This window comes from Nocardiopsis sp. iso_186, assembly GCF_056173365.1.
The window spans coordinates 1,453,679-1,466,540 of the sequence record NZ_CM149670.1; the positions used below are offsets into that span (position 1 = coordinate 1,453,679).

The 12,862-nt window shown below is 68.2% G+C and carries 12 protein-coding genes; 6 read left to right on the forward strand and 6 right to left on the reverse strand.

The window, feature by feature from the left end; translation table 11 throughout:
- Positions 1-335 precede the first annotated feature (335 nt).
- Together AC0VYP_RS06580 and AC0VYP_RS06585 are read left to right on the forward strand one after the other, a co-directional pair.
- Positions 336-2,105 carry an SPFH domain-containing protein gene (locus AC0VYP_RS06580; protein WP_475473024.1) on the forward strand — a complete coding sequence of 590 codons (1,770 nt, stop codon included), beginning with the start codon at positions 336-338 and terminating at the stop codon, positions 2,103-2,105.
- Positions 2,106-3,566: an SPFH domain-containing protein gene (locus AC0VYP_RS06585; protein WP_285759380.1), complete on the forward strand. Its 1,461-nt coding sequence runs from the start codon at positions 2,106-2,108 to the stop codon at positions 3,564-3,566.
- An 80-nt stretch (positions 3,567-3,646) separates the two neighbouring features.
- Here AC0VYP_RS06585 and AC0VYP_RS06590 read toward each other — a convergent pair whose 3' ends face one another.
- From AC0VYP_RS06590 to AC0VYP_RS06605, 4 genes are all read right to left on the reverse strand, one after another.
- Entirely contained in the window at positions 3,647-3,838 is a 192-nt protein-coding gene (locus tag AC0VYP_RS06590) for a hypothetical protein (RefSeq protein ID WP_285759383.1), read from the reverse strand.
- 82 nt (positions 3,839-3,920) lie between these two features.
- On the reverse strand, positions 3,921-4,712 hold the full coding sequence (locus tag AC0VYP_RS06595) for an alpha/beta hydrolase (RefSeq protein WP_475473026.1): 792 nt from the start codon (positions 4,710-4,712) through the stop codon (positions 3,921-3,923).
- Positions 4,712-5,401 carry a hypothetical protein gene (locus AC0VYP_RS06600; RefSeq protein WP_285759386.1) on the reverse strand — a complete coding sequence of 230 codons (690 nt, stop codon included), beginning with the start codon at positions 5,399-5,401 and terminating at the stop codon, positions 4,712-4,714. The genes AC0VYP_RS06595 and AC0VYP_RS06600 overlap by 1 nt, the downstream gene beginning before the upstream one ends.
- Before the next feature lie 52 nt (positions 5,402-5,453).
- Entirely contained in the window at positions 5,454-6,020 is a 567-nt protein-coding gene (locus AC0VYP_RS06605) for a DoxX family protein (RefSeq protein WP_475473029.1), read from the reverse strand.
- Between the two features lie 377 nt (positions 6,021-6,397).
- On the opposite strand from AC0VYP_RS06605, the gene AC0VYP_RS06610 reads away from it, so the two are divergent.
- The 4 genes from AC0VYP_RS06610 (at position 6,398) to AC0VYP_RS06625 (ending at position 10,688) form a co-directional block, all read left to right on the forward strand.
- Entirely contained in the window at positions 6,398-6,571 is a 174-nt protein-coding gene (locus AC0VYP_RS06610) for a hypothetical protein (protein ID WP_285759388.1), read from the forward strand.
- A gap of 20 nt (positions 6,572-6,591) precedes the next feature.
- Complete coding sequence (locus tag AC0VYP_RS06615; protein WP_285759391.1) at positions 6,592-7,293, forward strand: ribonuclease HII; 702 nt, start codon at positions 6,592-6,594, stop codon at positions 7,291-7,293.
- Between the two features lie 138 nt (positions 7,294-7,431).
- On the forward strand, positions 7,432-9,840 hold the full coding sequence (locus tag AC0VYP_RS06620) for an AAA family ATPase (protein ID WP_475473031.1): 2,409 nt from the start codon (positions 7,432-7,434) through the stop codon (positions 9,838-9,840).
- A 119-nt stretch (positions 9,841-9,959) separates the two neighbouring features.
- Entirely contained in the window at positions 9,960-10,688 is a 729-nt protein-coding gene (locus tag AC0VYP_RS06625) for a nucleotidyltransferase family protein (protein WP_475473032.1), read from the forward strand.
- Positions 10,689-10,775: 87 nt separating this feature from the next.
- On the opposite strand, the gene AC0VYP_RS06630 is transcribed toward AC0VYP_RS06625, so the two are convergent.
- Positions 10,776-12,320: a hypothetical protein gene (locus AC0VYP_RS06630; RefSeq protein WP_475473034.1), complete on the reverse strand. Its 1,545-nt coding sequence runs from the start codon at positions 12,318-12,320 to the stop codon at positions 10,776-10,778.
- Between the two features lie 187 nt (positions 12,321-12,507).
- Positions 12,508-12,750 carry a hypothetical protein gene (locus AC0VYP_RS06635; RefSeq protein WP_285759394.1) on the reverse strand — a complete coding sequence of 81 codons (243 nt, stop codon included), beginning with the start codon at positions 12,748-12,750 and terminating at the stop codon, positions 12,508-12,510.
- Between the last annotated feature and the right edge of the window lie 112 nt (positions 12,751-12,862).

Consider the following 12,862-nt stretch of genomic DNA (forward strand, 5'->3'; position numbering starts at 1 on the left):
GCGGCCACCGTCGTCCCCGGGCAGCCGGGCGGGCCGGTTCCGATGCCGTACGCGTCCTTCACCGGCAACCCTCCGTGGTCGGTCCTGTACGTGTTCTGGCCCATGAGTAAAGAGGCTAGAGCGGTATCGACTGTCGTGTAGTGCTTTCTCCGCTATCGGTGGAAGAGGGGCACCAGGTATCCAGATAGCGGATGGTTACTTTCTCTCCACCTGCATGTCCGGATTCCTGTGGGAAGATTCCAGGACTCTGACCAGGGGCTGTGGAACCGTGCCGATGTCAGGCACGTCGGAATGGCAGTCACCCCAAGTGCCGGATACCTAAGGAGTCTTCGCCTATGTCCTTTGCGCAGACCGTGCGCGGGGCCGCGGGAGCGGTCGCCCAGGGGGGCGATCCGCGCCAAGCGGTCACCGACGCCCTCAAGCAGTCCTCGGACGGATTCGGACTCGACCCCGGAGACTTCCTGGCTGCGCGGGACCAGGGAGCCTCGGTGGGCACCCGCATCGAGCAGCAGACCTCCTCGCTCAGCAACGCCGGAGAGGTCCTCAACCGCAGCAAATTCGAGCAGGACCGGGGCGGTTCCGTCCACGTCATCTGCCCCATGGTGATCCCGCGCGGCCGTACGCTCGGTGCGGTCGTCCCGGTCGCCCTGCTGACCGTCCTGGGTGTGCTGGGAACCGCCTTCACCTGGTTCATCCCCAACGCCACCCTGTTGTTCTTCGGCCCGCACTACTGGCTGGTCGTGGTCCTGGTCGGCGTCTTGATGTGGTGGCGCCAGGGAATGGTGATGATCCCCGAGGGCTGTGAAGCCCTGATCACCAAGTTCGGCAAGTTGGAGGACGTCCACGGCCCCGGCCGGGTCACTCTCTTCAACCCCTGGAAGCGTGTCTCCTACATCGTCAACACGACGCGGGAATACCCCTTCAACGCCCCCATCCGTGAAGCACCGACCAAGAGCGGCGTGAATGCCTCGGTCAACCTCTTTCTGCAGTTCCGTATCCGCGACCCCAAGGAGTTCATCTTCACCCTGGGCGCGGTGCAGGGGTTCCAGGACAAGCTGAACAACGCCATCAGCGAGACCACGCGCAGCCTCATCTACGACCAGCAGGCATCGGACATCTACGACCTGGTCGGCGAGAACACCGCCCGGTTGTTGGACCAGCTCAACCAGCAGTTCTCGCCCGCGGTCGAGCTCACCAACGCCAACATCACGCACGCCGAGCCCTCCAGCCAGGACTACCGGATGGACCTCGCGGCACCGGAGATGGTGCGGGTGGCCAAAGAGGCCTACACCTACGAGTACGAGCTTCAGCTGCGCAAAGAGCAGAACGAGGGTGACCTCAACAAGGAACTCGCCTCCCTGAACGAGACCCTCTCCGCCATCCAGGCCGACATCGCCCAGTACCAGGCGCAGATGGACACCGCTCTCGAACGCGAGACCAACCGCGCCCGCGCGCTCGCCCGTCAGCGCTTCGTCGAGGCCGAGAGCAGCGCGCACGCCAATGCCGCGCTCCTCGAGGCGCAGGCTCTGGATATTCGTGCCGTCAGCGCCGCAGAGGCTCCCGAGATCCTCAACTACCGCTTCCAGCAGGATCTTCTCGACAAGTTGGAATCGGTTGCCGAGAGCCTGCCCCAGGTGGTTCAGATCGGTGCGGCCGACGCGGCGAGCATCAACTTCCTGGAGGTGGCCCGCCAGATCATCGGCAGCACCGACGAGCTGCTGTTCTCCGATGCCGACATGGCCGAGGTCCGCGGCCGACTCGCCGACATCTCCGAGCGCATCTCCTCCCGGGAGGACGAGATCGCGGAACTGTTGGAGGTCGGCGCCACCACCGTCGAGCGCCCCGACCCGGCCGACGCCGCCGACGTCCCTGGGGCCGACCGGGTCGAAGAGATCCGCCAGTCGGTCGCCGACGACGCCATCGACCAGCGCCTCAACGGGGAGCAGGACGCCCCCCAGGACTCCGGCCCCCAGGCTCCGGCCGCTCCCTACGGCCAGCCGCTCACCGGCGAGCCGTCCTATCCCGACGCCTTCCCGCCGCCCTCGGGACCGCCCCAGCCATGGCCCAATCCGGGGCAGACCGGACCCAACACGGGAGGAGAGTAGATGAGCCAGCAGACACCGCACGGCCGGGGATCCTCGCACATCAAGGAGTCACTGGCTTCTTGGGGCGACATCGCCCGGTTGCTGCGCGGCGGTGACCAAGGGTCCCTCGTGCCCGTCGTCATCCCGCGGGACGGGCGCGGCCTCAAATGGCTCTCCCTGGTATGGATCGGTTTCTATCTGATCCTCACCGCACTCTTCGCCGCGGTGTTCGCCGAGACCATCATGGCGCCCGTCGTAGCGATCCCCTCGCTGTTGTTGGGGCTCGCCTCGATCCTGCTCGGGCTGCTGTGGTGGTGGCGCTCCTCCATCGTGGAGATTGAGCAGGGCACCACGGGCGTCCTCACCAAGTTCGGCAAGGTCGTGGGAGAGCTGGCCCCCGGACGCCACTACCTGTGGCACCCGTGGGCACGGGTGGACTTCGTGGTGGACACCTCCACCGAGATCCCCTACAACGCGCCGGTCCTGGCATGCCCCACGCATGAGAACGTGCCACTGAAGTCGATCGAGTTCTTCCTCAAGTTCAAGATCACCAATGCCACCGCCTTCATCCGCACCATCGGCGCCAGCAACTTCGACCTGGTGCTGTCCAACGCGGTGCAGGACGCCATCCGCCAGCGCAGCCGGCAGGTGCAGACCGAGAACGCCTTCGATCTGCGCGGTTCCGACGTGGCCGACATGCAGGGACTGCTGAACCGCCAGCTCAGCCGGTACGGCGTGGAGATCAGGGGGTGCAACATCCCCGACGTCCAGCTGCCCAACCAGTACCAGCAGCACCTGGCGACCCGGGAACGGGTCTCCAAGGAGCTGGTGGCCTACGAGCAGGAATGGGAGCTCACCCGCAAGCGGCGCATCGACACCCTCCTCATGGACATCGAGCGTTCCAAGAAGACCCGTGACGCCAAGATCGTCGAGGTCAACGCCGCGCTGAACAAGGCGCGCAAGGACGTCGCCCAGATGCTCGAGGAGCAGGAGACCGAGGCGCAGCGGGTGCGCTACGAGATCGAGACGCAGGGGCGGGCCGACCTGGTCGCCGCCAGCAACGAGGCCAAGGCGCAGGGCCGCCTCGCCACCTCCTACCGCGACAACCGCGCCGTGCTGCAGTACGAGCTCGCGCGGCGTCGGCTGGACGTCGGAGCCAAGCTCGCCGAGAGTGCACCCACTCCGGTCGTGGTGCGGACCGACGCCGGTTCGGGTGACACCTCGGCGCTGTCCACGCTCCTGTTGGCCCAGTTGCTCCCCACCCTGGGGGAGGGGAAGAAGCGGTCGGGCGCCAAGAACGCGGCCAAGCTGGTCGCCTCGGCGGAGTCCTCCGACGTCTTCCAGCAGGTCCAGGGGGCGGTGGGTTCGGCGGCTCAGCGTCAGCAGCAGCTTCAGGAGCAGTACACCAAGGAGCAGCAGCAGGCGATGCAGCAGCAGTTCCAGCAGGGCGAGGGCTACGGCCGCAAGAACAACCGCCGCTGACCTTCGCAAGCCGCAGTTCGACCGTTGCACAAGGAGGGGGACCCCACTGGGGTCCCCCTCCTTCCTTCTTGCCCGGGGGATCAGGTGGCGCGTGTCAGTTCCTGATAGCCGCCGTCGATGTCCACTCCGTGCCTGGCGGCGATCTCCACCAGGTCCTCGATCTCCCCGGCCTGGCCGATCACCAGTTCTTCGTCGCCGCTGCGGTGGGCCCGGCGAAGGGACTCCACCGCGTCGTGGATGCGTAGGTGGAGCGTGCGCATGAATTCAGCCATCGTCTTCCCCGTCCGTCCCGACCCGATGTCCTCTATGTACCCTTCGCCGGTTAAGGGAAGGTGAGGAGGCGGCGGACGTCGCTCACCCCGCTGCGAGGAAATCCCCGGTCACCTCGGCCAGTCGTTCGTGCGCCAGCGCGGTGGAGATGTCGGCGGTGTTGTCCCTCGCCTGGGGGCCGTAGGCCCCGAACTGGGCGTGGTTCATCCCCGCAATGGTGGCCGTCTCGGCACCCGGGGGAAGGTTCGCGCGGTTGGCGGTCACCTTCTCCGGGGTTGACAGTCCGTCCCGTCCCCCGCCCACCGACAGCACGCGCAGATCCGTTCGGCCGGCAAGGTGCGCACCTTCGGTCGCGTAGGAGCCCCAGAGCACCAACCCCGCGGCATCGATACCGGGAGAACCACCACCGAGGTAGGAGGCCGCCATCGCCCCGCCCAGGGAATGGCCACCGACGTACCAGGTGGCGACCTCCGGTGCGGCTGTCACCGCGCTGTCGGCCCGGTTCACGTCCAGCACCGCCAGGTTGAGACGGAGCTCGGGCAGGACCACGGTCACCCCGGTCGCGGCGGTGATCGGCGCCCACGCGGCCACGTAGGCGTCCGGTTCCACGCGTGCTCCCGGATAGAAGACGACACCGGTGTCCGAGTTCCCTGCGGTCGGCGTGATCACGACGGCGTCCGCGAGCCGCTCCACCGCGACCCCGGAGAGCTCCTCGGCCGCTCGCAGCGGTGCGGGCTCGGCGCGATAGGGGGAGCAGGCCCACCAGGTGAACGCGAGGGCCGCAACGAGAAGGAGGGCGACCGCGGCCGCCGCCGTACGCCAGAGCAGCGTCCGGACCCGCGGGCGGGGCCTCCCCGCACCCCGCTCGGCGTCCATCAGTAGCTGGTCCAGGAGTACCAGGGGCCGAAGACGTGCTCGTAGACCAGGCCGCGGTGGCCCGGGACGAAGACGTCGGTCGGCAGCGGGTCCGGACTGTAGGCCAGACCGGACTCGCGGAACAGGCCCGCGTCCTCGACGGTGAACAGCGTGACGCCCTCATTGAACGAGGCCGACTCCAATGGGTAGAACCCGAACCACTCACCGTTCAACGGTGTGGAGTCGGTGTCGTCCACCAGGGTCCGCGCCTGCATCAGGTCCTCGCTGGAAGCCTCGACCCGCGCCTGCAAAGGGGCGTCGGTCAGGGACAGCGCGATCGCGGCCGCCGCGATCAGCGGAGGGGTGGTCCAGCGCAGCCAGTGCCGTCGGATGATCGGTCGGGCGATGGACAGTGCCATGCCCAATCGCAGCGCACCCATCGCGGCCAGCAGGCCACCGCCCCCCATGCCGATCACGAAACTGGGCAGGTGGCCGCCGGGCACACTGTCCTCGTACAGCAGAACCAGTGCAACGATCACGCAGCAGGACAGGTAGAGACGGCCCGGCGGGCGCGAGGCCCAGGAGATGAGCCGCTGACCGACAGTCGGTTTCCGGGCGATCTCGATGAGTTTGGCGACCGAGTCCTCGTCCGCTGTCGAGGTTTCTCCGGTCTGCGGAGTACCAACGGGTCCGGGACTGGCGGCGGACATGAGGAAGCCCCCAACAAAGAGATTACGACGACGACAGTGACCAGGTCGGCTGCTAAGTGGGTCGGGGCGCGGTTGACGCGCGCGACGGCCGCCTCGTAGTGACCTGCTCCTCAGAATAAGGGAGTGGCGGGGCTTGGTCGGGCCGCTTGGCCGATCCGCCGGTGCCTTCCCGGTCCTCGGAGCGGGCCGGGCCGCCTCGTCGGCCGAACAACCAGCGATCCATGGTGACCCGTCCGGGATTCACCGCGACAAGCACACTGAGCAGTGCCGTTGTCATTACATAAGGATGTTCTGCGGCGATGGGGAGCAGGTCCTTGGCGGGAGGGAGCGCGTCGTCGGATGCTCCGAGTAAAAGGGCTCCGCCCATGGCAATCGCCACGCTGATTCCGGCGATCGGTGTCAGCAATCCGACAGTGATCGCGACCCCGCCGGAGAGCTCCAGGTAGGGCAACGCCTGTGCGACCACCTCGGGCAGCGGCATCCCCGCGTCCGGCCCCACGGCCGCCGTGGTCGGATCCGCCGGCAGTCTCAGCAGCGCGTGCGCGGCGAGAACCGCTCCCAGGCCCATCCGCGCGGCCAGCGCGGCGGCGTCGTACAGCGCCATACGGGTCACGCCCATCTCGGCCTCATATCGGTTCGCTCAGGTCAAGGTGAGACCGAAGTTACCCAAAGTAATGGACGGTTCCTCTGTGTCACACGCGGTACTTGTCGGAAAACCGCAACGGGAGCGCGCAAGCGGCGAACCGTCCGGGATGCGCGACGCGTTGGTCATGAGGACGAGCGAAAAAGCAGCAGACGCAGAGCTTCGTTGCTTGGTGCACGCCCCACGCGAACGGGCACCGACTACGACGACGTCCTCGCGGAGGGAGCTGGTGGAGCGGATCAGCGACGAAGTCGATCAGCTCATCGACCTCCGGTCGAAGCGGTACCACGCGTCCTTTGCCGGCAGGGCGGAGCCGGCCGAGTGGTGGGGGCGCATCCGCGTAGACGATCGCGGTGGCCGCGCTCAGTACCTGGTTCGGCGGTTTCGTCTCCGTTGCGGCCCTTGCCGGGGCCTTCGTCCGCGAAACGGTTTCCTTCCTTGCGGTAGTGGCCCTGACCTGGTTCATGGGCGCGGAGGTGGACGTCGCCTACGCCCTCTACCGGGACCTGGCGGTGCGCGGGCAGTGATCGGCACTACTCTTGGCCGGATGGCAGACCTTTCCCGCCCGGCTCGCAGCCGGGTCGCCCCGCCGACCTACGAGCTCGAGCGAGAGCTGACCGAGCACGGCGCCACGTTGATCGCTGGAGTGGACGAGGTCGGACGGGGAGCCTGGGCCGGCCCGGTCCTTGTCTGTGCCGCCGTCACCGATGGTTCGCCCGCACCCGCGGGGCTCACCGACTCCAAGCGGCTCAGCCCCAAGCGCCGGGTGGCGATGGCCGACCTCGTACGCCCCTGGGTCCGCGACCACGCCTTCGGCCGGGCCGAACCCGCTGAGATCGACGAGTTCGGTATGACCGAGTCGTTGCGCCTGGCCGCCACCCGGGCACTCAACGGTCTCGCCGAGCGGCCCGACAGCGTCATCCTGGACGGCAAGCACGACTTTCTCGGCCGCCCGTGGCAGGTGCGCACCCAGATCAAGGCCGACCTCACCTGTGTGACCGTCGCGGCTGCCTCGGTCCTGGCGAAAGTGGAGCGCGACACGATGATGGCGGCCCTGGACGAGGAGTACCCGGGGTATGGTTTCGCGAGCGCGGCCGGTTATCCCTCCCCCCTCCACCGCGCCACCCTCGCCGATCTCGGCCCGACCCCGTACCACCGGATGTCGTGGGCCTATCTCGATGACCTGCCCAAATGGCAACACCTGCGCACCTTCCGGTCTGCGCCGGGCGGCCAGCTGAGCCTGCTCTAGACCGCGGTCCGCCACGCGACACGCGGGGCACTCCTTACGAAACCCGCTTCGCAGGCGGCAGTATGGGATCAACACGAACTGCCGTATCCGTGCGGCACCTCGGGGGCCGACAAGCGAAAGACACGAGGGGGCAGCCAATTGGGGCGCGAGCACGAACCCCGGGCCGCACAGCGGCCTAAGGCGTCCTCGCTGCAGCGGATACGCGCGGCCTACGATCGTCTTCCGCTCCAGACCCGTTTGCTCGCCGGCCTGGGAGTGCTGGTCGCCGCGGCGCTGGTGGCCTTCGTCGCCGGATTCCCGGTCCTTTCCGGACTGGCCGTGGCACTCATGCTTCTCGGCTTGTTCGCGGCACTGATGCGCTCCTCGGCCGCCATCGCCACCGCCGGCGTGTGCGTGCTGTGGGTGCTCATCGCCTACCCACTGTTCCTGATGTCGCTCGGGCCGGCGCCCATCCTGCTCCTGTTGCCGGTCCTGCCGTTGGCGGTCTCGTTGATCGCCACCAGGATCACCGCTTTCCCGGTCTGGCACACGACGCTGCTCTCGTTGCTGCTCGGCCTGATCCTGGGCTTCGCCGTGGCGCTGACCAGTATGATCACCGACGCCGTTCCACCGGCCGCGGGTGTCCTCACCACTGTCGGGGCGGCCCTCGCCGCGCTGCTGTGGCGGGCGGTCGCCGGACGGCGGTTGACCGCCGAGATGCGCAAGTACCAGCCTTCCGGCGGCCACACCGGTTCCTCCGACCACCGCGGCGCCCCACAGGACCGGCTTCGCTCGCACAGCGGGCCCGGGACACAGACCGGTACCGACACCGATCCCCAAGAGCCGGTCCCGGTCCACGAGGCGCTCGCCCAGTTGGAGGCGATGATTGGTCTGGACCCGGTCAAGCAGCAGGTCAGGGCCATCGCTGCATCGATCGAAGCCGCCCGGCTGCGCGCCGATGCCGGATACGTCGTGGACAAGCCCCTGCGCCACCTCGTCTTCTCCGGTCCCCCCGGCACCGGCAAGACCAGCGTGGCCCGCACCCTGGCCACCATCTTCCATTCCTTCGGCCTGCTGCCCTCACCCCGCGTGGTCGAAGCCCAGCGCGCCGACCTCGTGGGCGAGTACCTCGGAGCAACCGCCATCAAGACCAACGAGCTGGTGGATCGGGCATTGGGCGGTGTGCTGTTCATCGATGAGGCGTACTCCCTGGTCAACGATGGTGATGGCCAGCCGGACCGGTTCGGCAACGAAGCGGTGCAGACACTCCTCAAGCGGGCCGAGGACGATCGCGACAACCTCGTGGTCATCCTCGCCGGGTACCACGAGGAGATGGACCGCTTCCTCGCCTCCAACCCCGGTCTTGCCTCACGGTTCGCCACCCGCGTCACTTTCCCCAGCTACTCCCCGGACGAGTTGCAGCGCATTGCCGAGGCCCTTTTCGATCAGCGCGGCGACGTCCTGGACGGTCCCGCCCGCCCCGAACTGCGGCTGCGACTCGACCAGGTCGAACGCCAGGGTGCGGTCAACGTGTTGGGGAACGGTCGGTTCGCCCGCTCCCTGGTGGAGAAGGCCGCCGAGGCCAGGGACGTGCGGGTGGTGACCACGAATGGGACCGAAGGGCGGCCCGAGGCCCACGACCTCGTGACGGTGCGCGCAGCAGACGTCGCCGCCGCCTATGACGAGCTGACCGCGCGCCTCCCCGGCTTCGCCAAGACGCCCGATGTCGCCGAGGCCCTTGCCGAACTGGACGCCCTGATCGGCCTGGAACCGGTCAAGCAGCAGGTCAAAGCGATCGCGGCGCAGTTGCAGGTTGCCAAGCTGCGACAGGGGCAGGGGCTGCGTACGCATCCCCCCATGCGTCACTTCGTCTTCTCCGGCCCGCCGGGCACCGGTAAGACGTCGGTGGCGCGCATCCTGGGCCGCGTGTTCGCGTCCCTGGGGCTGCTCAACCGCCCCGACGTCGTCGAGGTCGGTCGAGCCGACCTGGTGGGCGAGCACCTGGGCGCCACGGCGGTCAAGACCAACAAGGTGGTGGATCGGGCACTGGGCGGTGTGCTCTTCGTCAACGAGGCGTACTCCCTGGTCAACCCGGGGTACAGCGGAGGCGACGCGTTTGGCGCAGAGGCCATCCAGACGCTGCTCAAGCGGGCCGAGGACGATCGCTCCCGACTGGTCATCGTGCTCGCCGGTTATCCGGCGGACATGGACCGCTTCCTCACCAGCAACGCCGGCCTCTCCTCGCGTTTCAACGTCAGGGTGGCCTTCCCCAGCTACTCGCCCACGGAACTGACCGAGATCGCCGAACTGGTGGCCGACCAGACCGGGGACCTCTTCGACGGCGAGGCCCGCGAGGACCTGCTCCAGATCTTCGGCTACGTGTGCGACGGCGGTTGGATCGACGAGTTCGGCAACGGCCGATTCGCCCGTTCCCTGTTCGAGAAGGCGTGCTCCTACCGGGACCTGCGCGTGTCCGAAGGGATCGGCGCTGACTTGAGCGCAGCCGAGTTGACCACGGTGACCAGCGTCAACCTGCGCGAAGCCTATTCGGAGATCACTCAGCGCTAGCCTGCCCACACCGGCGGGATGCGCCCGGTACGGCCGAGCGTACTGCGGGGGCGGGCCGGTGCGGCCGGCGCCTTTCGGAGTTCGGCGGAGAAAGAGCCGCCCACTGCTAGGGTCCGCTCATGAGTCGTTCCAGCGAGCCCATTCGCCAGGCCGTCATCCTGGCCGGAGGCCAGGCCACCCGCCTGCGTCCCTACACCGACACCCGTCCCAAGGCCATGGTCGAGGTCGCCGGCCGGCCGATCGTTGACTACCAATTGGAATGGCTTGCCCGGCACGGTGTCGAACACGTGGTGGTGTCCTGTGGGTACAAGGCCGAGGTGCTGCGCGAGCACCTGACGGCCCGTGACCATGGGCCCGAGGTCACGCTCCTGGTCGAAGACGAGCCGCTGGGCCGCGGCGGCGCGCTGCGCTTCGCCGCCTCCGGCCTCGAAGACGACACAGCCCCCTACTTCGCCCTCAACGGCGATGTCCTGACCTGGTTCCCGTTGGACGAGTTCACCACCTACCACCGGGAGCAGGGCGGCTTGGTCACCCTGGCGCTGGCCCAGTACCGCACCACCTGGGGCATCGTGGACGTCACCGACAGCGGGCTGGTCGAGGGGTTCACCCAGAGCCCGCTGCTGCCGTTCTGGATCAACGCGGGCGTCTACATCTTCGAGTCCGGTACCACTCCGTTGCTGCCGGTCAAGGGCGACCACGAGTCCAGTACCTTCCCCGAACTCGCGCAACAGGGCCGCCTCTTCGGCTACCGCATCGACGGCTTCTGGCGCGGTGTGGACACCGTCAAGGACGTGAAGGAGGCCAGCGAACAGGTCCCCGGCGTCCTTCGGGGTCTCGCCACCGACTGACCCGTCGCCCCGCCGGTGCGGGCCCCGCCGTGTGCAGCAGCGGCCCGGCGGCCGTGCCCCGCGCCGGTGGAGTCGTGACCGCTCAGGTCAGAGCTCGTCCAACCCCTTGCTCAGCGACTCCTCATCCTCGGCTTCGGCGATGGCGTCCAAGAGCGACTCCAGTACCGCCGGCCGGGTGTGCCCACGGTCCAGCAGGCGCTGCGCCGCGCTCCACAGGTTGGCCGGATCGCCTCGCCACAGTCGGTCGGCCAGTCGTTCGTGCGCGGCCACAGCCTCCTCGTCCACCTCCTGACGATCGTGCCTCGCCTCCTCGCCGGCGGAGTGCCGGCCCCGTGCCGGGCGCGGATCGTCATAGGCACCGAAATGGTCCAGGAGCAGCAGGGCGCGACGCCCCGCCGCAGTGGTGGGGTCGAAATCCCCGTCGTTTTCGCTCAGCAGATCCCCCGCCAGCAGCGGGAAGGCGAACATACGACGGGGAAGGGCTGCGAGGTCGCCGTCGGGCAACAGCCGTCTCATCACCTCGCGGCGCAGACCGAAGGCGGACGAGGGGTCCCAGTAGGAGCGGGAGAAGACCGCGGTCGCCTCCCACACCGCGTCCACTGTGGCGTGCAGTGCGATCTCGGGGAGCCCCTGGAACGGTCCGGCCCAGCGGATCCAGGCAGCAAGCACGTGCGGCATCGCCTCCTGTTCCTCCGGCAGCAGCACCACGCGACGGGGTAGCCAGTTCAGCATGAAGGCGTCCACCTTGCGCGGACTCATCCGCAGCGGCCGGCCGAAGTCGGCGTCGCAACCGTAGTCGATGATGTGATCGGCGCACCTGCTGGCGGCGTAGCTGTCGGAGAGGTCCGACGCAGCGCTGGAGGCAAGAAACCGCGCTGCGAGGGTTGCACGACGATCGCGTCGCCACGCACCCGAACGGCCCGGTTGTTCGCGGGGGAGCGTACGCGCCCTGGCCCGGATGAGGGGGAGCAGCGCCAGAAGGGGGCCTGCGGGTTCGTACCCCGGTCCTTCGTCGGGTGTCGCCGCGACGAGGCGGTCGGTGCGCTCCAGGGCGGAGGTGAGCAGGGTGTGCGCCCGCTCGTGGCTGATCTGGGTGAAGTTGCGCATCGGGTCGCTGCTCGCCTCTTCGGTACAGTGCTCGAGCAGCTGGTTGACCTTCGTGCTCACCCAGGCGTCGCGCAGGATGCCGCCGGCGTTGTGGTCGATGATGGTGATCAGCGCGTGTTCGGTTGCGTCGGGACCGTGTCCGTGATCCCGGCGAAAGGTGCACACGAGTTCATCGGCGTCGCCGAACTTGGACCTGGACAGGTGCGCTTCGACGGGGTGCGCAAGGGCGGGGGAGCCACCCCACGTGGGGCGGGCGATCCCTTGCTCGACCAATGAACGCGCTCCGCGCATCGCCACCGAACGGTGCCGGTGGGAGGATCCCAGGGCCGCGACGCCGGCGAGTAGTGCCAGTGCTGCGGGGGTGGCGGCCTGTCGGGCGTAGTCCAGCAGGCCCTCGCCGAGGACCTGTTCGATGTTGACTCCGGGAATGCGGCTTGCCCGCCAGGCGCCCAAGAGTTCGCTGACGACCAGTTCGGCGTCGAGCGGATGCCGTATCGCCAGTAGCGCGCGTGCTGCACGCAGCATTTCGGCGAAGACCTCGTCGGGCGGGGACGCCGACCCCGACGCGTGGCCGTGGGGAGGTAGGGGCACCCATTGAGAGTATGGCAAGGCCCGCTGTGTGTCTGGAAAGTCGTGCCGTGCCCGGGTGTCCGGTTTGGCGGTCGGGGCGCGCTCCCTGGGAATCGGTGGTGAGGCGCGCGCGTCCCGTTCGCTAGCTCAACTCGCCGTTGCGCGGCTGGGGCGTTGACGGGGGTTCGGACTTGATGAGGGCCCGCAGGTGCTCCCGGGCGATTCGTTCGACGAGTGCCGGGGTTGCCTCGAAGCCGAGATGTTCGGCACACCGCCAGGTGTCAGCCACACAACGTTCGACCGAACGTTGCGGCAGCACCTGGAACTCGGTATGCAACCTGGCAGTGACCCGTTGCACGTCAACGGGTTGGTACGTCTTGAGCATCCGCGCTCACGCCCCCTCTGGCGTTGGCCTGGACGGTGACCACCATCCATTTCACAACGTCGGATCAGGGTGTCAAGACCTGGAAACGGAGCTCTTGCCCAACTTTGGTGTT

What these genes read in the sequence shown, in the direction of transcription:
- AC0VYP_RS06635 (WP_285759394.1), bottom strand. Translation starts at nt 12,750, where the DNA reads ATGCTCAAGACGTACCAACCCGTTGACGTGCAACGGGTCACTGCCAGG.
- AC0VYP_RS06625 (WP_475473032.1), top strand. Translation starts at nt 9,960, where the DNA reads ATGAGTCGTTCCAGCGAGCCCATTCGCCAGGCCGTCATCCTGGCCGGA.
- AC0VYP_RS06605 (WP_475473029.1), bottom strand. Translation starts at nt 6,020, where the DNA reads ATGGGCGTGACCCGTATGGCGCTGTACGACGCCGCCGCGCTGGCCGCG.
- AC0VYP_RS06595 (WP_475473026.1), bottom strand. Translation starts at nt 4,712, where the DNA reads ATGGACGCCGAGCGGGGTGCGGGGAGGCCCCGCCCGCGGGTCCGGACG.
- AC0VYP_RS06580 (WP_475473024.1), top strand. Translation starts at nt 336, where the DNA reads ATGTCCTTTGCGCAGACCGTGCGCGGGGCCGCGGGAGCGGTCGCCCAG.
- AC0VYP_RS06600 (WP_285759386.1), bottom strand. Translation starts at nt 5,401, where the DNA reads ATGTCCGCCGCCAGTCCCGGACCCGTTGGTACTCCGCAGACCGGAGAA.
- AC0VYP_RS06590 (WP_285759383.1), bottom strand. Translation starts at nt 3,838, where the DNA reads ATGGCTGAATTCATGCGCACGCTCCACCTACGCATCCACGACGCGGTG.
- AC0VYP_RS06585 (WP_285759380.1), top strand. Translation starts at nt 2,106, where the DNA reads ATGAGCCAGCAGACACCGCACGGCCGGGGATCCTCGCACATCAAGGAG.
- AC0VYP_RS06615 (WP_285759391.1), top strand. Translation starts at nt 6,592, where the DNA reads ATGGCAGACCTTTCCCGCCCGGCTCGCAGCCGGGTCGCCCCGCCGACC.
- AC0VYP_RS06630 (WP_475473034.1), bottom strand. Translation starts at nt 12,320, where the DNA reads ATGCTGCGTGCAGCACGCGCGCTACTGGCGATACGGCATCCGCTCGAC.